This is a genomic window from Natronosporangium hydrolyticum (assembly GCF_016925615.1).
Lineage (GTDB): Bacteria > Actinomycetota > Actinomycetes > Mycobacteriales > Micromonosporaceae > Natronosporangium > Natronosporangium hydrolyticum.
The window spans coordinates 911420-932777 of the sequence record NZ_CP070499.1 but is presented as its reverse complement, the minus strand read 5'-3'; the positions used below and the strand labels follow the sequence as shown (position 1 = coordinate 932777).

Here is a 21358-nt window from a genome sequence, read left to right as displayed (position 1 = left end):
AATTAGAGGATCAGCTCGACGCGCTGGAACTCCTTCAGGTCCCGGTAGCCGCACTTCGCCATCGCCCGCCGCAGCCCGCCGAAGAGGTTGAGCGCCCCATCGGGTTGATCTGCCGGGCCGTAGAGCAGCTGCTCGAGCGTCCCCAGCGACGGCTGCGCCGACCGGAACGCGCCCCGCGGCAGCTTCGGATGGCTCGCCGCCGAGTGCCACCAGGCGCCGCCGGCGGGCGCCTCCTGCGCCCGCGACAGCGGCTCGCCGAGCATCACCGCGTCCGCCCCACAGCCGAGCGCCCGGGCGATGTCGCCGCTGGTCCGGACATCCCCGTCGGCGATCAGGTGGACGTACCGCCCGCCGGTCTCGTCGAGGTAGTCACGGCGTGCCGCAGCGGCGTCGGCGATCGCGGTCGCCATCGGCACCCGGATCCCCAACACCGGGTCGCTGGTCGCCGACGCGTCCGCGCCGATCCCGACGATCACCCCGGCGGCGCCGGTCCGCATCAGGTGCAGCGCGGTCTGGTAGTTGGTGCAGCCGCCGACCACCACCGGCAGGTCCAGGTCGGCGATGAACTCTTTCAGGTTCAGCGGCTCATCGCTGGTGGAGACGTGCTCGGCCGAGACGATGCTGCCCTGGATCACCAGCACGTCCACGCCGGCGTCCAGCACCACCGGCGCCAACGCCAGCGTGTGCTGCGGGGAGACCCGCACCGCCACCGTCGCGCCGCCCTCCCGCAGCTCCCGGATCCGCTCCACGATCAGCTCCGGCAGGATCGGCTCGGCGTACGCCTCCTGCAGACGCTGCGTCGCCCCGGCGACGGTGTCCTGCTGCGACAGTTCCTGCAGGACCTTGGCTGGGTTTTCGTAACGGGTCCAGAGCCCTTCCACGTTGAGCACGCCGAGCCCACCGAGCCGGCCGACCGAGACCGCGGTAGCCGGGCTCATGGTGGCGTCGCTGGGGTGGGCTACGCAGGGGATGGCGAACGGGTACGCGTCCAGCTGCCAGGAGGTGGAGACATCGTCGACGTCCCGGGTCCGCCGGGACGGGACGATCGCCACATCCCGTAAGTGGTATCCGCGCAGGGCGGTCTTGCCCAGGCCGATCTCAACCGCGTCACGCACTCTTCGCTCCTTGCCGCAGCCCGCGTCAGCGGGGCGTGTAGTTGGGCGCCTCGACGGTCAGCTGGATGTCGTGGGGGTGGCTCTCCACCAACCCCGCCGAGGTGATCCGGATCAGTCGGCCCCGCTGGGAGAGTTCGCCGACCCGGCGGGCGCCGACATACCCCATCGCCAGGCGCAGCCCACCGATCAGTTGGTGGGCGACGGTATCCAGCGGCCCCCGGTAGGGAACCTGACCCTCGATCCCTTCTGGCACCAGCTTGTCGTCGGAGGGGACGTCCTGCTGGAAGTAGCGGTCGCGGGAGTAGGAGGTGCCGCGGCCCCGCGACTGCATCGCGCCCAACGAACCCATCCCCCGGTACGACTTGAACTGCTTGCCGCGTTCGAAGACCACCTCGCCGGGGCTTTCGGCGCAGCCGGCGAGCAGACCGCCGAGCATCACCGTCTCGGCTCCGGCGACGAGCGCCTTGGCGATGTCACCGGACTGTTTGATGCCGCCGTCGCTGATCACCGGCACCCCGGCCGTGGCGGCGCCACGCGCCGCCTCCATCACCGCGGTGACCTGAGGTACGCCGACCCCGGCGACCACCCGGGTGGTGCAGATGGCGCCCGGCCCGACCCCGACCTTGACCGCGTCCGCGCCGGCCTCGGCCATCGCGCGGGCACCCTGAGCGGTGGCGACGTTGCCGCCGACCACATCGACCGCCTGGTGGTGCCGCTTCAGCCGGGCGACCATCTCCAGCACGTGCCGGTGATGCCCGTGCGAGGTGTCCACCATCAGCACGTCGACCCCGGCGTCGATCAGGGCGGTGGCCCGCTTGTAGCCCTCGTCGCCGACCCCCACCGCGGCGGCGACCCGCAGCCGGCCGGCTTCGTCCTTGGTGGCGTGCGGGTACTGCTCGGCCTTGGCGAAGTCTTTGACCGTGATCAGGCCACGCAGCCGGCCGGCGTCGTCGACCAGCGGCAGCTTCTCCACCTTGTGTCGGCGCAACAGCTCCAGCGCGTCGTCGCGGCCCACCCCGACCGGCGCGGTGACCAGCGGCATCGGGGTCATCACGGTCCGGGCGGCGACCGACTTGTCAGTGGCGAAGCGCATGTCGCGATTGGTGACGATGCCGAGCAGGAGCCCGTCCGGGTCAACCACCGGAACTCCGGAGATGCGGTACTGCGCGCAGAGCACGTCGACATCGGCGAGCGTGTCGTCCGGGCCGCAGGTGACCGGATTGGTCACCATGCCGGCCTCGGACCGCTTGACCAGGTCGACCTGGAGCGCCTGGTCCTCCACCGACAGATTGCGGTGCAGGACGCCGATGCCGCCGAGCCGGGCCATCGCCACCGCCATCCGAGCCTCGGTGACCGTGTCCATGGCGCTGCTGACCAGCGGCACCGCGAGCTCGATCCGGGAGGTCAACCGGGTGGCGGTCGCCACCTCGCTCGGCACCACATCCGACTCGGCGGGCTGCAGCAGCACGTCGTCGAAGGTCAAACCGAGCGGGAGCGCGTCGGCGCGATCGGGCAACGGCTGGTCCATGAGCCTCTCCATGGCTGGCGGCGGCGGAAAGAACCATCGTACCCGCGCGGATCGGGACGGTAGATCCGACACGGAGCTAAGCAGGCACCCGGGCAGCGGACTCGGCCACCGCGGACTACCGTGGAACCGTGCACGACGAGCCGATCGACCCGTTCCAGGGTGACCCCGCGGACCCCGCCTCGGAGCTGGACAACCTCGCCGACGATCTGCTCTCGGACCCGCTGTCCGAGGCCGACCGGCAAGACGTGCTGGAAGACCTCGCCGATCTGGAGGTCTATCAGGCGCTGTTGAGCCCGATCGGCATCCGCGGTCTGGTGATCGAGTGCGAGGAGTGCCACGAGCCGCACTACTTCGACTGGGATCTGCTCCGCGGCAATCTGCGCCACCTGCTCGACTCCGGGCTACCGCGGGTGCACGAACCCGCCTGCAACCCCGATCCGGAGCACTACGTGACGTGGGACTACGCCCGGGGCTACTGCGACGGCGTGCAGGACACCATCGCCGACGATTGACCGGCGCTCAGCGGAGGGCGCCGGCGCGGAAGCCGACCGCGACCGCGTGCGCCCGGTCCCGGGCCCGCAGTTTCCGGAACAGCCGCCGGGCGTGGGTCTTGACCGTGTCCTCGGAGACGAACAGCTCCCGACCGATCTCGGCGTTGCTCTTCCCCTCGGCCATTCCCCGCAGCACCTGCAACTCCCGCTCGGTGAGCGTCGCCCGGCGTACCTCGGGGGCGGCGGCCGCGTCGTCGCGCTGCGCGGGCACCATCGCCGGGCCGGCCGGCGCACCGGGTGGGGCGCTGGCGACCGCCCGCTCGGCGGCGGGGCGGCCGGCCCCGGCCTCCGGGACGGCCGGCCGGCTCGGGGCGCCGGGACGGCCGAGGCCCGGTTCGTCGCCACCGGCCGCCGCGAGCCGGGCGCCATCGGCGGCGGCGCCCGGCGGTCCGCTGGCTCGCGTACCGTCGGGGCGGTCGCCGCCGGCGGGTCGCTCACCGGCCACGGCCGGCGGCTGCGCGCCGCTACCGGATCGGCCCCCGCCGTCGATCTCGCCACCGTCGTGGTGTGCTCCGCTGCCGGCCGGCCCAGCCGGCGAACCGGTGCCGCCGGTTCTGGCCCCATCGGCCGACTGCGGCCGACGCGGGTTGCCGATCAGCAGCAGCACCTTGGCTACCGTGCCCGCAAGATCGTTGTCACCGCCCCGGATCAGGCCGCGGGCACCGGCCGCGACCGCCGCCGCCGCCACCTGCGGCTCCTCATGACCTAGCAGCACCAACATCGCGTTCGGCACCAGCGTCAGCACGCGCTTGGTGAAGCCGACGGTGTCCGGTCGGCTGATCGAGGTGTCGACGAGGATCAGCTCGGCCGGCGCCTCAGTCAGCCGGGCCATCACCTCCGCGTCGGTCACGGCGGTCCGAACGGTGGTCACTCCCATCCGCGCCGCACAGGTGGCGATCGACTGCGCGGCGATCGGTGTCCGTACGCATACCAGTGCGGTCCGCACCACGGCCCCCCTTCTGCCCCGATTCACCGGAGCAGGTAATTCCCTGGTGAGAGGAGACCACGAAGATTGCGATCTTGGCGGCATTTCAGGCCGAATCTCCGTAAAAGTTCTCCCGTGGTCACTCGCGTACCCTCAGTACTAGTGACCCACACCACGTCGGAGTAAGGTCTGTCGGTGCACCCGCGCGGCCGCCATCGCCGCGCGGTGAGGAGGTGAGATGTCGACCGTTCATAGGCTGCCGGGCCCGGTCGCCGACAGCTGGGACTGGCAGCGCCACGGCGCCTGCCGCGGGCGCGACAGTGGACAGTTCTTCCACCCTGATGGGGAGCGTGGCTCCTCCCGGACCCGCCGGGAGGTCGCGGCGAAGGCGGTCTGCGTCCGATGTCCGGTGCGGGCGGAGTGCGCGGCGCATGCGCTGACGGTGCAGGAGCCATACGGAATCTGGGGAGGATTCACCGAACACGAACGGCTGCAACTGCAGCACAGTGGATGGGTCGACCTGGTCGACGACGGCCGCGGCCGCGCCGACGTACCCGGGTTGGAGCAGCGGCTCCGCGACCTCAGCCCGCCGGTCGACCGGCCGCTGCTGGCTACTCCACCGCGGCAGCGGGCCGCCACGCCGTCCGGTGTCGACGCCCCCTGAACGAGCGCGAGAAGCCGGCCCGCGCTCGTCAGGCGACGTCGATCCGCACCGAGTGCCAGCCGGTGGCGCCATCCGGCGCTGGCGGTGCGAGGTCGGCCGGCTGCGGCTGCCCGGTGGTGTCGGTCGCCCGGACGGTGAGCGTGTGCTCGCCCGGGGACGCCTCCCAGCGCCACCACCACTGCCGCCAGGTGTCAGCGGACACCGTGTCGGCGAGCGTGGCCTCCTGCCACGGACCACCGTCCACCCGTACCTCCACCCGCTCGATCCCTCGCTGCTGCGCCCACGCCACCCCGGCCACCGTGACCACCCCGGCGGCGGCCCGCCGGCGTGGGGTATCGATCCGGGACTGAGTCTTGATCGGCGCCTGCGCCGACCAGCCGCGCCGCACCCAGTACGCGTCGAAGTCGTCGAAGCTGGACAGCTCCAGCTCCGTAAGCCACTTGCAGGCCGAGACGTACCCGTAAAGGCCCGGGACCACCATCCGCACCGGAAAACCGTGCTCGAGCGGCAGCGGCTCCCCGTTCATGCCGACCGCCAGCAGCGCGTCGCGACCGTCGGTGAGCGCCTCGGTCGGCGTACCACAGGTCCAACCGTCACTGGCCCGGCTGACCACCTGGTCGGCGCCGGGCAGCGGTTGCGCGGCGGCGAGCAGGTCGGCGACCGGCACGCCCAACCAGCTGGCGTTGCCGACCAGCTCACCACCGACCTCGTTGGAGACGCACGCCAGCGTGATGTGCCGCGCCACCATGGGGCGGGCCAACAGCTCCTCGAAGCTCAGCTCGTACGGATGGCGCACCCGTCCGTGGATGCGCAGCCGCCAGGTGGCCGGGTCGATCCGTGGCACCACCAGCGCGGTGTCGATCCGGTAGAAGCTGTCGTTGCCGGTGACGTACGGGGTGAGGTCGGGCAGATCCCGGTCGGCCCCGGCCGGCACTGGCGCGGCCGGGTCAACCGGCTGCGGCAGTTCGACGGCCGACCGGGCGGTCGCGACGCCTCGCTGGTTGCTCAACCAGCGGCCGCTCGCCCCGACCATTACGGCGGCACCCAGCCCCCAGCCGAGGGCGCGTACAACGCTGCGCCGGCTGGGCTGATCACGGTCGGGAGCGGACGCTGGATCAATCGGCGAGCCGTCGCTGACCACGCGGGCGATCGCGACGCGGAACAGGCCGGCGGCCACCGCCGCGCCGAGCAGGGTAGGTAGCGCAGCAGTGGGCGCCGCGCCGGGGCGGGTCAGTACCGCGGCGAGGCCGACCCCGGCGAACCCTGCCAACCCGAGGTAGGCGAGCCAGCTGCGGCCAGGCCGGACAGCGGCCGTACCGATCGCCGCCGCCGCCCCGGCGAGCAGCAACAGAACGCCGGTGAACAGCGCTACCTTGTCGTAGTGCCCGAAGACCCCGATGCCGAACTCGACGACTATGGCCGGGGCGTGATCGATCACGGTCGAGCCGACCGCGGTCAGCGGCGCCGTCGCCGGCCCCGTGAACACTGCAGCGAGCTCGGCTACGGCCACGGCGGTCGCCGCGGCGGCGAGCCCGGTAAGCGCACCGGTCGCACGGCTGGTCATGCCCTCCAGTGTGCCCGGCCCGGTGCAGCCCGCCCAGACGATCATGAGCTAGGTAGCCGACACGCTCGGCGTGTCCTCACCTAGCTCATGATCGGCGGGAGGGAGTTGTGGGTCAGAAACCCGGGCCCTGCTGGTGGCCGTGGCCGTGACCGTGGCCATGGCCGTTCTGGGCCGGCACCGGCTCCTCCGGCTTCTCCACCACCAACGACTCGGTGGTGATCAGCAGGCCGGCGATCGAGGCGGCGTTGGTCACCGCGTTGCGGGTCACCTTCACCGGGTCGACGATCCCGGCCGGGATCAGCTCCACATACTCGTCGGTGGCGGCGTTGAAGCCGTGCCCCCAGTCGTGGTCGCGGACCTTGTTGACGATCACCCGGCCGTCGTGGCCGGCGTTGCTGGCGATCCACCGCAGCGGCTCGTCGAGCGCCTTGCGGACGATCCCCACCCCGACCAGCTCGTCGCCGGTGGCGCCGAGCCCATCGGCGAGCACGCCGAGCTGCGCCAACGCCGCGCCGCCGCCGGGCACGATGCCCTCCTCGACGGCCGCCCGGGTCGCCGCGATCGCGTCCTCGATCCGGTGCTTGCGCTCCTTCATCTCGACCTCGGTCGCGGCGCCGGCCTTGATGACCGCGACGCCGCCGGAGAGCTTCGCCAGCCGCTCCGAGAGCTTCTCCCGGTCCCAGTCGGAGTCGCTCGCTTCGATCTCCTTGCGGATCTGCTCGACCCGGGCCCGCACCTCGGCGTCGTCGCCGGCACCGTCGACGATGGTGGTGTCGTCCTTGCTCACCACCACCCGCCGGGCCTGGCCGAGCACCTCCAGCCCCACCTGGTCGAGCTTGAAGCCCAGCTCCGGGGCGACCAGTTGGGCGCCGGTGAGGATCGCGATGTCCTGCAGCATCGCCTTCCGGCGGTCACCGAACCCGGGGGCCTTGACCGCGCAGATCTTCAGCGTCTTCCGCATCGCGTTGACCACCAGGGTGGAGAGCGCCTGCCCCTCCACGTCCTCGGCGATCAGCAGCAGCGGCTTGCTGGCCTGCAGGACCTTCTCCAGCAGCGGCAGCAGCTCCTCGATCGAGGAGATCTTCTGGGTGGTGATCAGGACGTACGCGTCCTCCAGGACCGACTCGGAGGCCTCCGCGTCGGTGGTGAAGTGCGGCGAGATGAAGCCCTTGTCGAACATCATCCCCTCGGTCACCTCGAGCTCGGTGGCGAGCGTGGAGCCCTCTTCGACGGTGATGACGCCGTCGCGACCCACCCGCTCCATCGCCTCCGCGATCAGGTCACCGATCGTCGCGTCCTGCGCCGAGACGGTCGCGACGTGGGCGATGTCCTCCCGCCGCTCCACCGGCACCGCCCTGCCCAGCAGCGCCTCGGAGACGGCCTGCGCGGCCTGGTCCATGCCCCGCTTGAGCCCGGTCGGGTTCGCCCCGGCGGCGACGTTGCGCAGGCCCTCGCGGACCATCGCCTGTGCCAGCACGGTGGCGGTGGTGGTGCCGTCGCCGGCCACGTCGTTGGTCTTGGTCGCTACTTCTTTGACCAACTGCGCGCCGAGATTTTCGTACGGGTTGTCGAGTTCGATCTCCTTGGCGACGGTGACCCCGTCGTTGGTGATCGACGGCGGCCCGAAACTCTTGGCCAGGACGACGTTGCGCCCCCGCGGGCCGAGGGTGACCTTGACCGCGTCGGTGAGCGTGTTGACGCCGTGCTCGAGCCGGTGTCGGGCGTCATCCGAGAAAGTCAGAATCTTCGCCATGTGCGGTTCTACTCCTTCATGGGGTTACCGCCCTGGGCCGGATCGGCCCAGGGCGGTAACGCTCGTGCGTGGGTCACCTCGCGATGACAGCGTGGTGAGTCACTTCTCGATGACGGCGAGGACGTCACGGGCCGACAGGACGAGGTACTCCTCGCCGCTGTACTTGACCTCGGTACCGCCGTACTTGGAGTACAGGACCGTGTCCCCGACATTGACGTCGAGCGGGATCCGCTTGCCGGAGTCGTCGACCCGGCCCGGGCCCACAGCGAGGACGGTGCCCTCCTGCGGCTTCTCCTTGGCGGTGTCGGGAATCACGATGCCCGACGCGGTAGTGGTCTCCGCCTCATTCGCCTGGACCAGAATCCGGTCCTCGAGCGGCTTGATCGCAACCTTCGTCGCGGTAGTCACGGGCATACCCTCCTGGGGTATCTGAAATGGCGTTACGGTCTCCCGTCGGTCCCGTCGTCGCGGGTGCCGGCACCGCCGGGTTTAGCACCCGCGTACCGCGAGTGCTAACCGCAGATTATGCCCCGACTTGGCACTCCGTCAAGGCGAGTGCCAGTACGCCACGCCACAATATCCATGGGTTTTCTGCCGCCGGTCGATCCGGTCCGGTGCCACGGCGCCCCGACGTTTGGCATGCTGGGATGAGGCACCCTGGTGACCACGGTTCACCGACGTGCACGCCCACCACACCAGACCCATGCGGAGGCGATCGGAATGCAGGCTAGTGTCGGCGACCGACTGCACGTGCACGGCAATAAGGTAGGCAACGCGGACAAGGTCGCGGAGATCATCGAAGTCCGGGGCAAAGGCGGCGCCCCGCCGTACTGGGTCCGGTTCCCGGACGGTCGGGAATCATTGGTCTTCCCCGGCCCGGACAGCGTGGTCGAGACCGCCGAGGGTCGGGTCCGCTGACCCCGAAAGGTCATCCGACGGCCGTCGGATGACCTAGACAGACAGGAGGTGCCGCGGTGGCGGCGAGGACGGGCCACGGGCAACGCGGACTCGGCGTCGGAGCGGTCCTGCTGCTCATCGCCGCTGGCTGCACCGGCGACGGCTCCGGCGACGCCACCGCCACCACCGCTGCCACCCCCAGCCCGTCCCCGGTCGACCTGGTCACCGACGACCCGCACTATCCGGCCGAGGCCCAGGAGTACGCCGAACTCACGGTCGCCGCCTGGGCAGCGCCGGACCTTTACCGCCTGGGCGAGCTCGCCACCAACAATGTCCAGCAGGAGCTGTTGGAGCTGCCCGGGCCGCCGCAGCGCGGCTGGCGGCTGATCGACTGCGCACCGGACGAGCCCGCGGCTACCACCGAGTGCGCCTTCTACAACCTCGACGGCGACCAGCTGTGGCTCACGGTCGAGGCGGAGCAGCTCGGCGACGCCCAGGCGGTGACCGGCGGTGGGTTCGACCCGATCGCGTTCCCGGACGAGCCGCTGGCGTACGTGGCCGCGTACGTCGAAGCCTGGCAGGCCGGCAACCAGGCCCGGATGCAGGCGCTGGGCGCTGACGCGGTCGCCACCACCTTCGGGGACTTGCCACCGGTCGGCGACCCCAGCTACCGCCTCGCCGAATCCACCAACGCCTTCACCACCGTCGTGATCGACTTCGACCCGGCGGCCACCGACGACGAGGCGGACCGATCACCCGGCTCCGACCCATCGCCCGGCCCCGACCGGTCACCCGACGCGGACCCGACGCCGGTCGTGGTCACCGTCTCGGTCAACCCCTCGCTGCTCGGCGAGGCGGCGGCGCTCCGGGCCGCCGAGCCCGACCGCACCTGACGCCGCCCGACCGCCGATCATGACCCCGGACCAGTTGGCGACCCTGCGGACCCCCGCCGGGCAGGCCGCGCTGGCGACGGCCGCGAGCGCCGGTGACGACCCGCTCGCCGCCGCCGCCACGCTCCGCCGGCACGGCATCGCCGCCGACCTCGCCGCCGCGGCGCTGACCCAGGCCCGGCTCCGCCGCCGGGCGGCGGCGAAATGGGGTCCGGCCGCCGCCGAGCTGTACTTCACCCAGACCGGGCTGGAACAGTCGACCCGCGCGGTCGTGGCGCGACGCCGAGCGCACCGGCTCGCCGCGGCCGGGGTCCGGCGACTGGTCGACCTGGGCTGCGGCATCGGCGCGGACAGCCTGGCCGCCGCCGCGGCCGGGATCGACGTGGTAGCGGTCGACGCGGACCCGCTCACCGCGGCGGTGGCCGAGGCCAACGCCGCCGCCCTCGGGCTCGCCGACCGGGTCACCGTCCGCTGCACCACGGCGGAGTCACCGGCGGTCACGGCCGAACTGGCCACCGCCGACGCGGTCTTCTGCGATCCGGCCCGCCGCCGGGCCGGCACCGGCCGGCGTACCTTCGATCCGGCCGCCTACTCGCCGCCGTGGAGCTTCGTGGCGACGCTGCCGGACCTGGTCCCCCGGACCGTGCTCAAACTCGCCCCTGGGATCGACCACGCGTTGCTGCCGGCGGCGGCGGAGGCCGAATGGGTCTCGGTCGGCGGCGATCTGGTGGAGGCGACCGTGTGGTGCGGCCCGCTGGCGGTCGTGCCCCGCCGCGCCACGCTGCTGGCGCCGGACGGCACGCCGCGGGGCGAGCTCACCGGCGACGGCGCGCACGACGCCCCGGTCGGGCCGGTCCGCCGGTACCTCTACGACCCCGATCCGGCGGTGCTCCGTACCCACCTGGTCGCCGAGTTCGCGGCGACGGTCGACGGCACGCTCGCCGACGACCAGATCGGCTACGTCTACACCGACCAGCCGGTCGAGACGCCGTACGCGCGCGGGCTGGAGGTGCACCAAGTGTTGCCGTTCTCACTCAAGCGACTCCGGACCGCGCTGCGCGAGGCCGACATCGGCCAGGTGGAGATCATGAAGCGCGGTACCGCGCTCGTACCTGACCAGGTACGCCGGGAGCTGCGACTGCGGGGCACCGGCGCGGCGACCGTGGTGCTGACCCGGGTCGCGGACGCCCACACCGCCCTCATCTGCCGCCCCCTACGCTGAGCGGGTGGGCTCGGCGAACACTCCGGCGGTCGCGCTGCTGCGGCGACAGCGGACACCACACGGGCAGCACCCCTACGAGGTGCCGGTCGGCGCAGAGTACGGCCGGTCGGTCGCGGCGGCGCTGGGGGTGGCCCTCGAACGGGTCTGCAAAACCCTGGTGGCCACGGTCGACGGGGTGCTGACCGTAGCGGTGGTGCCGGTCAGCGGCGAACTCGACCTGAAAGCGTTGGCGGCGGCGGCCGGCGGCAAGCGGGCGGCGGTGGCCGACCGGGCGGCGGCCGAGCGGGCAACCGGATACGTCCGCGGCGGCATCAGCCCGTTAGGGCAGAAGCGGCGACTGCCGACGGTGGTCGACGCCTCGGTGACCGAGTTCGACACCGTCTACGTCTCGGGAGGCCGGCGCGGTCTGCAGGTGTCGCTGAGCCCGGCGGATCTGATCCGGCTGACCGACGCCACGGTCGCCGCCATCGCCCGGCCGATCATGAGCTAGCCCTCCCCGGCCGATCATGAGCGAGACAGCCGACACGCCCGGCGTGTCTGTCAACTAGCTCATGATCGGCCGGGAGAGAGCTCATGATCGACTCGGCGAACTAGCTCATGATCGGCCGCCCGGGTTCCTAGAATGGGCGATATGAGCCGAAGGAGCCATGAATGTCGTTATTGACGGTCCGTCGCCCCGGGGTAGTCACCTTCGTCGCGGTGGTCGTACTGATCCAGGCGGTCATGGCCGCGGCGGTCGCGCTGGTGACGATCGGTCTCGCCGGCGACGACCGGGTGCAGTCCGCCACCGGCCTCGGCACCGCCGGCCTGGTCTGGACCGGGATCGTGGAGGCCCTGGTCGCAGTGGTCCTCTTCGTCGTCGCCGGTGGACTGCTCAGCGGCGCCCAGGGTGCCCGCCTCTTCGTCGCCATCGTCGAGGGCATCCGGATGGTCACCGCGGTGATATTCATGATCGTTTACCACACGGGCGGCTACCTCTACAACGCCGTCATCGCGGTGATCATCGGGCTCTTCGTGCTCTGGGCGCTCTACGTCTACCCATCCTCCGACGAGTACTTCCGCCGCAGCATCCCCGAGCGGGACTTCAGCGGTCGACCGGAGTGAAGTCCCACTCGTGCGCCGGCCGCGCGACCAGCTCGCTCGGCGGCTCCGGCAACGGCTCCGGCTCACCGCGCCAGTGCGAGATCACCACCACCCGATCGGTCGACGAGTAGACCTCGCTGCCGGCGTACCGGGGATCGTGCTCCACCGCCGACAGCGCCGTCGAGCACACCCAATCGACCAGCTCCGGCACCCGGTCTGGGTACCCGCGTACTTCCCACATCCGGACAATCACCGGCTCGGACACTCCCTGCTCCTCGAGAAACGTCAGACTCGGACGGTGCTCACCGGCAACGCCGAATCCGCCGGTAGGTCCAGCCGGCTTGGCTCGGCGCCAGCGGCCACCAGGTGTGAACCGAGCGCGGCCACCATCGCCCCGTTGTCGGTGCACAGCGCCGGGCGGGGCACCCGTAGCGTCAACCCCGCCCGCGCGCACCGGTGTTCGGCGAGCAGCCGCAGCCGCGAGTTCGCCGCCACCCCGCCCCCGATCACCAGCGTCGAGACTCCATGCGCCTGACAGGCCGCCACCGCTTTCCGGGTCAGCACGTCGGCGACCGCCTCCTGGAAGCTCGCGGCGACATCGCCCATCGGCACCGGCTCGCCCGCTCGCTGCCGGGCCTCCACCCAGCGCGCCACCGCGGTCTTCAACCCGGAGAACGAGAAGTCGTACGGATGCTCGGCGAGGTCTTTCGGGGCGGTCAGGCCGCGCGGGAACGCGATCGCCTCGGGGTCACCCTCCCGGGCCGCCCGGTCGATCGGCGGCCCGCCTGGGAACGGCAGCCCGAGCAGCCGCGCCACCTTGTCGAACGCCTCCCCCGCCGCGTCGTCGATGGTGGCGCCCAACGGCCGGACCCGGCCGGCCAGGTCGTCGACGAGCAGCAGCGACGAGTGGCCGCCGGAGACCAGCAGCGCGATCGCCGGCTCCGGCAATGGGCCGTGCTGCAGCGTATCCACCGCCACGTGCGCGGTGAGATGGTTCACCCCGAACAGCGGCTTCTCCGCGGCGAGCGCATACCCCTTCGCCCCGGCCACCCCCACCAGCAGGGCGCCCGCCAGCCCGGGGCCGGCGGTCACCGCGATCGCGTCCACATCGGCCAGCCGCACCCCGGCCTCGGCCAGCGCCCGCTGCATGGTCGGCACCAGCGCGGCGACGTGCGCCCGGCTCGCCACCTCGGGCACCACGCCGCCGTAGCGGGCGTGCTCGGCCACGCTGGAAGCCAGCGCGTCGGCGAGCAGCGTGTGGCCCCGGACGATCCCCACCCCGGTCTCGTCGCACGAGGTCTCGATCCCCAGGACCAGCGGCTCCGACTCACTCACGAGCCATCACCAGCGCGTCGGTGTTGCTCGGCTGGTAGTAGCCGCGGCGGACCGCGATCGCGGCGAACCCGTGCCGTTCGTAGAGCTGCTGCGCGGCCGCGTTGTCCACCGCAACCTCCAGCAACACCCGGGTCGCGCCCCGCCGGGTAGCTTCATCCAGCAACGCCGTCAACAGTCTCTCCCCGATCCCTTGCCGCTGCGCCGCGCGGCGCACCGCCAGGTTGTTCACCCATGCCTCCTCGGGCGCCATCACCGCCAGCCCGGCATAGCCGAGCACCACCCCCGCCGCATCCCGGGCGACCAGATAATAGTGGTCCTGCTCAAGTTCACTGCGGAACATCCCGGCCGTCCACCGCTCGGCACCGAACAGCTCCTGCTCGATCGGCAGCAACTCGTCGATGTCGGTCGACCGCATCCGCTCGACCCGGATCGTCTGCGCCATCCGCCCCACTCCCGCGTGGCCCCCTGTCCGCGTGCCCGTTCCCGCGTGCCCGTGTCCGGGTGCCCCGTTCCCGCGTGCCCGAGTCTCACCCGGGCGTCACCGGCTTCGGGGTGCCCGGCTCGGCCGCGTCCGGGCGCCGAAGATACCTCGGGGTCAACGATTCACCCTCCGCGCCGGCGACGATCCGCGCCGCCGCCACCTCGACCAGCGCCACCGGATCCGGATAGACCGGTTCAGCGGCGACCGGCACGCCGAGCGCCGCCCGATAGCGCAGCGCCCCCTCGCCGTACCCCTGGCCGACGCCGTGGGCGGCGATGGTCGGCAGCAGGTCCTCCGGCCTGGCCACGCCTGGCCCGGCCACCCGGGTCCGGTCCGTGTAGATCGCCCAGTAGATCTCTCGCCGCCGAGCGTCGGTGGCGACCAGCCCGTTGCCGGGCAAAATCGCGCCGAGGCCATCCAACGAGCAGACGTCGTAGGTCGGGAGGCTGAGCGCCTGCCCCATCGCCGCGGCGGTGGCCAACCCCACCCGGAGGCCGGTGTAGGGGCCTGGGCCGGTGCCCGCCACGATCGCGGTCAGGTCCGCCGGCCGGCCGCCGGCCTCGGCCAGCGCCGCCCGCACCAGCGGCGCCAGGTGCTCGCCGTGGCCGCGAGGATCGACGTGTCGCCGCCGCACCGGCTCAGCCGCCGCCTCGCCGTCAACGAGCCGCACCACCGCGACCGAGGTGGCCGCGGTCGCGGTGTCAATCGCCAGAACCAGCACGGTCGCACTCTACCGGGGCAGGCAGTTCGACCAGCCGCTCCGGCCAGTCCCCGCCGCCGGTGAGCGTCACCGTCCGGATGTCGTCCTCCCGCCGGTCGATCCGCACTCGCAGGTGGGCCGGGGCTAGCTGCTCCACCACACCCTCACCCCACTCGACCACGGTGACCGACTCCTCGGCGGTCGCGTCCAGATCCAGATCGTCCACGGCGACCCGCGGGTCCACGTCAATGCCCAACCGGTACGCGTCGACGTGCACCAACGGCGTCGTACCGCCGGCGGCCGGGTCGGGCCGGTGCACCCGGGCGATCACGAATGTCGGGGAGGTGATCGGGCCGACCACCCCCAGCCCTTCGCCGAGCCCCTGCGCGAGCACGGTCTTGCCGGCGCCGAGCGGCCCGGTGAGCACCACCAGGTCACCGGGGCGCAGAGCGGCTGCCAGCGCCCGCCCGAACTGCCGGGTCGCGGAGACCGACGCCAGCTGGTACGCGGCGGTCTGGTGCGCAGCGGTCACGCGAGCTTCTCCAGGAACTCCAGCAACGCCTCGGTGACCACCTCGTGGTGCTCCAGTAGCACCATGTGGCCACTGTCGGGCACCAGCACCAGTTCAGCCTCGGGCAGCCGCGCTTTGATCTCCTCCGAGTGGCCCATCGGGGTGATCTCGTCGAGGTCGCCGCAGATCAGCAACACGGGTTTGTCCCGCAACGCTTCCAGGGTCGGGTACCGGGAGTGGGTGTAGAGCGTCCGCACATACCGGGCCACCGTCTCGGTGGAGGTCTTGTCGTTCATCCGCGCGACGTAGGAGACCAACGCCCGGCTCGGCGACGGCGCGCCGAACCCATACCGCTGGGTGAGCAGCCACGCCAGCTGTTTCGATGCCCGGCGAGCGCGGTCGATCACCCCGCCGGTCATCCGGGTGGCGCCGTTGACCAGCGGCAGCAGCGGCCGACTCGCCCGGGAGAGCAGCTCCGGCATGGCGGTCGCGGTCGCCTCCAACCGCCCGGCCGAGGTGGCGATCAGGACCACCCCGGCGACCCGCTCGGCGAACAGCTCCGGGTAGCGCTCCGCGAAAGCCATGATCGTCATGCCGCCCATGGAGTGGCCGACCAGCACCACCGGCTCATCCGGCGCCACCTCGTCCAGCAACACCTTCAGCGCCTCGGCGAGCTGCACCAGCTCATACTCGCCGGCCGCGAGCCGACCGGAGCGGCCGTGGCCGGGCTGGTCGTAGTAGACCGCCCGCCAGTCGCCGCGCTGGGTTAGCTCCTTGCGCTGGAAGTGGAAGACCCCCATGTTGAGGCAGAAGCCGTGGACGAAGACGAGGGTTGGCTCCCCCTCCGACTCGGCGCGGGGCGCCACCTTCTCCGCGAAGTCGGCGTCCAGCTCGATGCCGTCGAGCCGGTCCACCACCTCCGCGTAGATCTCCACCCCGTCGGTGGTCTGGACCGTCACCACCTCGTCATAGGCGGCCTGCCCGAACTCCTCGGTGGCGTACGGGTCGTCGTGCTCGCCCGGCCGCCGGCCGATCGCCCGCCCGGCGGCGAGCCCGATCGCCACGCCAGCGGCGGTCAGGCCGACGGCGGCGCCTACCAGCCCGGCCCGACGGGCCCGGCGCGGTCTCGGAATCTGTCGCTCATTCGTCATGGTCGTACACCCTGGGGACCCGGGATCCACCGAACCTGGTCACAATCTCGTAGTTGATCGTGCCCACTGTCTCTGCCCAGTCGTCGGCGGTGGGTTCCCCGCCGTCGCCCGGACCGAACAAGACTGCCACATCACCGGCTGCCACCGGATCGTCGCCGCAGTCGATCATGAACTGATCCATGCACACCCGCCCAGCGATGGCGCGGCGTCGCCCCGCCAACTGCACCGGCCCGGCGCTGGAGGCGGCCCTGGGCACCCCGTCGCCGTAGCCGAGCGGCACCACCGCCAGGGTGGACTCCCGCTCGGTGCGGTAGGTGTGGCCGTAGGAGACGCCCTGCCCGGCCGGGACCCGTTTGGTCAGCATCACCCGGCCCCGGGCGGTCATCGCCGGCCGCAGGCCGAAATCTTCGCCCGCCACCGGCGAGAGGCCGTAGAGCGCGATCCCCGCCCGGACCAGCTCGAAGTGGGTGTCCGAGCGGGTGAGGACGCCGGCGCTGTTGGCGAGGTGCCGCAACCGCGGCCGGATGCCGAACCGCTCGGCGCTCGCCAACCCGTGCCGGAACTCGGCGATCTGATGGTCGGTGTCCGGGTGCAGCCCACCCGGGTGGATCAGATGGCTCCACACCCCGACCACCTCGACCTCGCCGCCGGCCTGCGCCTTCCCGGCCGCCTCCAGCAACGCTGGCCACTCGACCGGGGTCGCGCCGCCGCGGGCCAGGCCGGTGTCGAGCTTCAGATGCACCTGGGCCGGCCGGCCAGCCTCCCGCGCCGCCGCCGCGAACTCCTCAAGTTGGGCAGCGCTCGCGGCACTTACGTGAACCTCGGCCGCGATCGCCGCGGCCGCTGGGGCACCCGGCGCCAGCAACCAGGCGAGCACCGGCGCGGTGATGCCGGCCTGCCGCAGCCGCAGCGCCTCGTCGACGGTGCAGACGCCCAGCCAGGTCGCGCCAGCGGCGAGCGCCGCCCGGGCCACCGGCACCATGCCGTGCCCGTAGCCATCCGCCTTCACCACGGCCATCAGCTCAGCGCCCGGCGCTGCTTCCCGCAGTCGCCGGACGTTGTGCCGGATCGCCGCCAGGTCCACCCTGACCTCGGCCTGCCACATACCCCTACCTTACTTTGGCGGGCCGACCATCTGCCCTGGGTTCATGATCGGCGGCGGATCAGCCGGTGCCCTGCAGGATCGAATCCGGCGTCGGCAGTGCGGCAGCGACCGCCATGGCGGTGACCGGCCCGGCCCGCTCCGCTCGGCGCCCGGCCCAGCCGTGCAGATAAGCCGCGCTGATCGCCGCCTCCGCGGGCGGCACCCCGCCTGCGAGCAACGCCCCCAGCAGACCACAGAGCACGTCGCCGGTGCCGGCGCTAGCGAGCGCCGGGGTTCCGGTCGAATTCACGTACGCGGCCCCGGCCGGCGTCGCGACCACCGTCCGATCGCCCTTGAGTAGCACCGTGGCGTTGGTCCGCGCCGCCAGCTGCAACGCCGCCTCCACCCGATCCGGACCCGGATCACGCCCCGCCAGCCGGCTGAACTCTCCGTCGTGTGGGGTGAGCACCAGCGGCGCCCGCCGCTCCCGCAACGCACCCGCGAACGAACCGTCCACCAGTAGGTTCAGCGCGTCCGCGTCGAGTACCACCGGCACCGGCGCGGCCAACACGCTGCGCAGCACGGCCGCCGCGGCGTGGCCCTGGCCGAGCCCGGAGCCGCACGCCCACGCCTGCACCCGGCCAGCGGCAGCGACGCTCTCCGCCACCACCACCGCCGGGTAGGCGGTCACCACCTGCGACGCCGCCGACCCGGCGTACCGGACCATCCCGGCCGGCCCGGCGAGCGCCCCGGCGACCGAGAGCAGCGCCGCGCCGGGGTAGCCGGCCGAACCGGTCGCCACCCCGACCACGCCGCGGGTGTACTTCGAGGCTCGGGGCCCAGGCCGGGGCCACCAGGCGGCGATGTCGGGCAGCTCCGGCACCGAGACCGCCGGACCGCTGCGCAGATACGGGTCGAGCCCGATATCGACGAGCTCCACCCGCCCCGCGAGCGGTGCGGCCGGGCCCACCACCAGCGCCGGTTTGAGACATCCAAAGGTGACGGTCAGGTCGGCCGGCAACGCCACCCCCGGCACATCGCCGGTGTCGACCGCGACACCGCTCGGGACATCCACCGCAACCACCGGCGGGGCGCCCCCGTCGGCGGCGCGCAGCTCCGGCAGCCGGGCCGCCAGCTGGGCTGCGGCCGGCCGGAGCCCGCCGGTCGCACCGATCCCGGTAATCCCGTCCAACACCAGCTCCAGCGCGTCGGGCAGCTCGGTCACCACCCGCCCACCGGCGGCGCGCAGCGCCGCGAGCCCGCCCCGGTGGGCCCGGTCCGGGGTCAGTAGCAGCGCGGAGACGCTGGCGCCGCGGCGGCGCAGCCGCGCCCCGGCGTATAGCGCGTCGCCACCGTTGTCCCCCGAACCGACCAGCAGCAGCACTCGGGCGCCGTAACAACGCCCGTACCGTTGCTCAAGCAGCCACGCGCAGCGCCGCGCCAGGCCGGCCGCGGCGCGCTGCATCAACGCCCCCGGCGGCACGGTCGCCATCAGCGCCTGCTCCGCCGTACGGACATCGGACACCCGCCAGGCATGCCTCAACTCGCATCGCCTCCCATTCCGACGCTCCCCTCAGCCACCACGACCGCCGAAGCGATCCCGCCATCGTGCGACAACGATAGGTGCCACCGCTTTACCCCCCGCTCGGTGGCGACCGCGGCGACCGTGCCGGAGACGGTCAGCCACGGTCGGCCGTCCGGGTCGGCGACGATCTCGCAGTCGTGCCATCGCATCCCGGCGGGCGCGCCCAACGCCTTCGCCACCGCCTCCTTGGCCGCGAACCGAGCCGCCAACGACTCCGGCGACCGCGGATTGCCGGAGTCGGTGAGTCGCTCACCCTCGGTGAAGAGCCGCTCGGCCAACAGCGGGGTCCGGGCAACCGCGTCGGCGAACCGCTCCACAAGCACCACATCGATCCCGATCCCGACGATCACGCCGCCACCCTACCGGCGCCGAAGATCCGCCGGCCGAGCCGCGCCGCGCCGCCGGTTGGCTACTCGACCGTCACCGACTTGGCCAGGTTGCGCGGCTGGTCCACGTCGTGCCCGCGGGCGGCGGCGATCTCACAGGCGAAGACCTGCAGCGGCACCGTGGCCACCAGTGGTGCCAACAAGGTCGGCGTCACCGGCACCCGGACCAGATGATCGGCGTACGGCGTGACCGCCTCGTCGCCCTCCTCGGCGATCACAATGGTGCGGGCGCCCCGGGCCCGGATCTCCTGCAGATTCGAGACCATCTTGTCGTGGAGCACCCCCCGACCCACCGGTGACGGCACCACACACACCACCGGAGTGCCCTGGTCGATCAAGGCGATCGGACCATGCTTGAGTTCACCGGCGGCGAACCCCTCGGCGTGCATGTACGCCAGCTCCTTGAGCTTCAACGCCCCCTCCAGCGCCACCGGATAGCCGACGTGCCGGCCGATGAACAGCACCGACCCCGCGGCGGCCAGCTCCCGGGCGAGGTGACGCACCGGCTCCATCGTCTCCAGCACCGCCTCCACCGCCGCGGGCATGGCCTGCAGCTGGGACACGACCGCCGCCACCTCGTCGGCGAACTTGACCCCGCGTACCTGGGCAAGGTGCAGCCCGACCAGATAGCAGGCGACCAGCTGGGTGAGGAACGCCTTGGTGGAGGCGACCGCCACCTCCGGCCCGGCGTGGGTGTAGAGCACCGCGTCGGACTCGCGCGGAATGGTGGAACCGTTGGTGTTGCAGATCGCCAGCACCCGCGCCTTCTGGTCCTTGGCGTGCCGCAACGCCATCAGCGTGTCCATGGTCTCGCCGGACTGCGAGATCGCCACCACCAGAGTGGACCGGTCCAGTACCGGATCCCGGTACCGGAACTCGCTGGCCAGCTCCACCTCGCACGGGATCCGGGTCCAGTGCTCGATCGCGTACTTGGCGACCATCCCGGCGTGGTAGGCGGTGCCGCAGGCGACGATGAAGACCTTGTCCACGTCACGGAGGTCCTGATCGGAGAGGCGGACCTCGTCCAACATGATCCACCCCTGCTCGGTGAACCGACCCAGCAACGTGTCCGCGACCGCCCGGGGCTGCTCGGCGATCTCCTTGAGCATGAAGTAGTCGTAGCCGCCCTTCTCCGCGGCGGCCGCGTCCCAATCGATGTGGTAGTCCCGACCCTTCGCCGGCCGGCCGGCGAAGTCGGTGATCTCCACCCCCGCCGGGGTGATCACCACCACCTGATCTTGCCCGAGCTCGACCGCCTCCCGGGTGTGGGCGATGAACGCCGACACATCGCTGGCGAGGAAGTTCTCGCCCTCGCCCCGGCCGACCACCAACGGCGAATCCCGCCGGGCCCCCACCACCACACCGGGAGCGGTGGCGTCGACCGCGAGCAGCGTAAACGCCCCCTCCAACCGGCGGCACACCCGGCGCATCGCAGCCGCCAACTCACCGCTCGCGGCGACTGGCTCGGCGTGGTCCGCCGTCGCCAACTCGGCGAGCTCGGCCGAGAGCAGGTGCGCCACACACTCGGAGTCAGTGTCGCTGGCCAGCTCGACCCCGGCGGCCTCCAGCTCCGCCCGGAGCTTGGCGAAGTTCTCGATGATCCCGTTGTGGATGACCGCGATCCGGCCGTCCGCGGACAAGTGGGGGTGGGCGTTACGGTCGGTGGGGCCGCCGTGGGTCGCCCACCGGGTGTGGCCGATGCCGGTGGCGCCGGTGGCCAGCCCACGGTCGGCGCCGGCCGCCGCGAGCTCCGCCACCGCCTGTTCCAGGTTCGCCAGCTTCCCGGCTCGTTTACAGGCGACGACCTCGTGACCGTCGACCACCGCCACCCCCGCCGAGTCGTAGCCCCGGTACTCCAACCGACGAAGGCCACCCAACGCGATCTGCAACGCCGGGCGCTCCCCGGCGTAACCCACGATTCCGCACATGGCCC

General features: G+C 72.2%; 23 protein-coding genes. 7 read left to right on the top strand and 16 right to left on the bottom strand.

All coding sequences use genetic code 11. The features are described 5' to 3' along the window. Positions 1–2: 2 nt before the first annotated feature. Together JQS43_RS04350 and guaB are read right to left on the bottom strand one after the other, a co-directional pair. Complete coding sequence (locus JQS43_RS04350; RefSeq protein WP_239677764.1) at positions 3–1115, bottom strand: GuaB3 family IMP dehydrogenase-related protein; 1113 nt, start codon at positions 1113–1115, stop codon at positions 3–5. Positions 1116–1140: 25 nt separating this feature from the next. After that, entirely contained in the window at positions 1141–2643 is a 1503-nt protein-coding gene (guaB, locus tag JQS43_RS04345) for an IMP dehydrogenase (protein WP_239677763.1), read from the bottom strand. A gap of 128 nt (positions 2644–2771) precedes the next feature. Between guaB and JQS43_RS04340 the strand changes: the two genes are divergently transcribed. Further along, positions 2772–3155, top strand: coding sequence for a DUF5319 domain-containing protein (locus JQS43_RS04340; protein ID WP_239677762.1), 384 nt, complete (start codon positions 2772–2774; stop codon positions 3153–3155). A 7-nt stretch (positions 3156–3162) separates the two neighbouring features. Here JQS43_RS04340 and JQS43_RS04335 read toward each other — a convergent pair whose 3' ends face one another. Further along, complete coding sequence (locus JQS43_RS04335) at positions 3163–4140, bottom strand: response regulator transcription factor (protein WP_239677761.1); 978 nt, start codon at positions 4138–4140, stop codon at positions 3163–3165. 217 nt (positions 4141–4357) lie between these two features. Here JQS43_RS04335 and JQS43_RS04330 point away from each other — a divergent pair, with 217 nt between their 5' ends. Next, positions 4358–4783, top strand: a complete 426-nt coding sequence (locus tag JQS43_RS04330; protein ID WP_239677760.1) for a WhiB family transcriptional regulator — start codon at positions 4358–4360, stop codon at positions 4781–4783. 28 nt (positions 4784–4811) lie between these two features. On the opposite strand, the gene JQS43_RS04325 is transcribed toward JQS43_RS04330, so the two are convergent. From JQS43_RS04325 to groES, 3 genes are all read right to left on the bottom strand, one after another. Next, positions 4812–6347 (bottom strand): molybdopterin-dependent oxidoreductase, encoded by a 1536-nt coding sequence (locus JQS43_RS04325; RefSeq protein WP_239677759.1) that lies wholly within the window; start codon positions 6345–6347, stop codon positions 4812–4814. Positions 6348–6459: 112 nt separating this feature from the next. After that, positions 6460–8100, bottom strand: a complete 1641-nt coding sequence (groL, locus tag JQS43_RS04320) for a chaperonin GroEL (RefSeq protein WP_239677758.1) — start codon at positions 8098–8100, stop codon at positions 6460–6462. A gap of 99 nt (positions 8101–8199) precedes the next feature. Next, positions 8200–8514, bottom strand: a complete 315-nt coding sequence (gene groES, locus JQS43_RS04315) for a co-chaperone GroES (RefSeq protein WP_239677757.1) — start codon at positions 8512–8514, stop codon at positions 8200–8202. 306 nt (positions 8515–8820) lie between these two features. On the opposite strand from groES, the gene JQS43_RS04310 reads away from it, so the two are divergent. The 5 genes from JQS43_RS04310 (at position 8821) to JQS43_RS04290 (ending at position 12213) form a co-directional block, all read left to right on the top strand. Beyond that, complete coding sequence (locus JQS43_RS04310; protein WP_239677756.1) at positions 8821–9018, top strand: DUF1918 domain-containing protein; 198 nt, start codon at positions 8821–8823, stop codon at positions 9016–9018. A gap of 56 nt (positions 9019–9074) precedes the next feature. Beyond that, positions 9075–9890, top strand: a complete 816-nt coding sequence (locus JQS43_RS04305) for a hypothetical protein (protein WP_239677755.1) — start codon at positions 9075–9077, stop codon at positions 9888–9890. 19 nt (positions 9891–9909) lie between these two features. Beyond that, the gene (locus tag JQS43_RS04300) at positions 9910–11109 is read left to right on the top strand and encodes a class I SAM-dependent methyltransferase (RefSeq protein WP_239677754.1); all 1200 of its coding nucleotides are present in this window, start codon (positions 9910–9912) and stop codon (positions 11107–11109) included. Between the two features lie 4 nt (positions 11110–11113). Continuing rightward, on the top strand, positions 11114–11599 hold the full coding sequence (gene ybaK, locus JQS43_RS04295; protein ID WP_239677753.1) for a Cys-tRNA(Pro) deacylase: 486 nt from the start codon (positions 11114–11116) through the stop codon (positions 11597–11599). Positions 11600–11760: 161 nt separating this feature from the next. Continuing rightward, on the top strand, positions 11761–12213 hold the full coding sequence (locus JQS43_RS04290; RefSeq protein ID WP_239677752.1) for a hypothetical protein: 453 nt from the start codon (positions 11761–11763) through the stop codon (positions 12211–12213). Here JQS43_RS04290 and JQS43_RS04285 read toward each other — a convergent pair. The 10 genes from JQS43_RS04285 to glmS form a co-directional block, all read right to left on the bottom strand. Then, on the bottom strand, positions 12194–12445 hold the full coding sequence (locus JQS43_RS04285; protein ID WP_239679310.1) for a hypothetical protein: 252 nt from the start codon (positions 12443–12445) through the stop codon (positions 12194–12196). The two genes, JQS43_RS04290 and JQS43_RS04285, sit on opposite strands and share 20 nt — an antisense overlap. 32 nt (positions 12446–12477) lie before the next feature. Then, positions 12478–13527 (bottom strand): tRNA (adenosine(37)-N6)-threonylcarbamoyltransferase complex transferase subunit TsaD, encoded by a 1050-nt coding sequence (gene tsaD, locus JQS43_RS04280; protein WP_239677751.1) that lies wholly within the window; start codon positions 13525–13527, stop codon positions 12478–12480. After that, positions 13520–13969 (bottom strand): ribosomal protein S18-alanine N-acetyltransferase, encoded by a 450-nt coding sequence (gene rimI, locus JQS43_RS04275; protein WP_239677750.1) that lies wholly within the window; start codon positions 13967–13969, stop codon positions 13520–13522. The genes tsaD and rimI overlap by 8 nt, the downstream gene beginning before the upstream one ends. An 85-nt stretch (positions 13970–14054) precedes the next feature. Continuing rightward, positions 14055–14729: a tRNA (adenosine(37)-N6)-threonylcarbamoyltransferase complex dimerization subunit type 1 TsaB gene (gene tsaB, locus JQS43_RS04270; protein WP_239677749.1), complete on the bottom strand. Its 675-nt coding sequence runs from the start codon at positions 14727–14729 to the stop codon at positions 14055–14057. Then, positions 14710–15240 (bottom strand): tRNA (adenosine(37)-N6)-threonylcarbamoyltransferase complex ATPase subunit type 1 TsaE, encoded by a 531-nt coding sequence (tsaE, locus tag JQS43_RS04265; protein WP_239677748.1) that lies wholly within the window; start codon positions 15238–15240, stop codon positions 14710–14712. Before tsaE ends, tsaB begins: the two co-directional genes overlap by 20 nt. Then, on the bottom strand, positions 15237–16370 hold the full coding sequence (locus JQS43_RS04260; protein ID WP_239677747.1) for an alpha/beta fold hydrolase: 1134 nt from the start codon (positions 16368–16370) through the stop codon (positions 15237–15239). The genes tsaE and JQS43_RS04260 overlap by 4 nt, the downstream gene beginning before the upstream one ends. Next, positions 16360–17475 carry an alanine racemase gene (gene alr, locus JQS43_RS04255; protein ID WP_239677746.1) on the bottom strand — a complete coding sequence of 372 codons (1116 nt, stop codon included), beginning with the start codon at positions 17473–17475 and terminating at the stop codon, positions 16360–16362. Before alr ends, JQS43_RS04260 begins: the two co-directional genes overlap by 11 nt. A 58-nt stretch (positions 17476–17533) precedes the next feature. Beyond that, entirely contained in the window at positions 17534–18997 is a 1464-nt protein-coding gene (locus tag JQS43_RS04250) for an NAD(P)H-hydrate dehydratase (RefSeq protein WP_239677745.1), read from the bottom strand. Then, positions 18994–19389: a holo-ACP synthase gene (locus JQS43_RS04245; RefSeq protein ID WP_239677744.1), complete on the bottom strand. Its 396-nt coding sequence runs from the start codon at positions 19387–19389 to the stop codon at positions 18994–18996. The genes JQS43_RS04250 and JQS43_RS04245 overlap by 4 nt, the downstream gene beginning before the upstream one ends. Positions 19390–19448: 59 nt before the next feature. Beyond that, positions 19449–21353: a glutamine--fructose-6-phosphate transaminase (isomerizing) gene (glmS, locus tag JQS43_RS04240; protein WP_239677743.1), complete on the bottom strand. Its 1905-nt coding sequence runs from the start codon at positions 21351–21353 to the stop codon at positions 19449–19451. Positions 21354–21358: the final 5 nt, after the last annotated feature.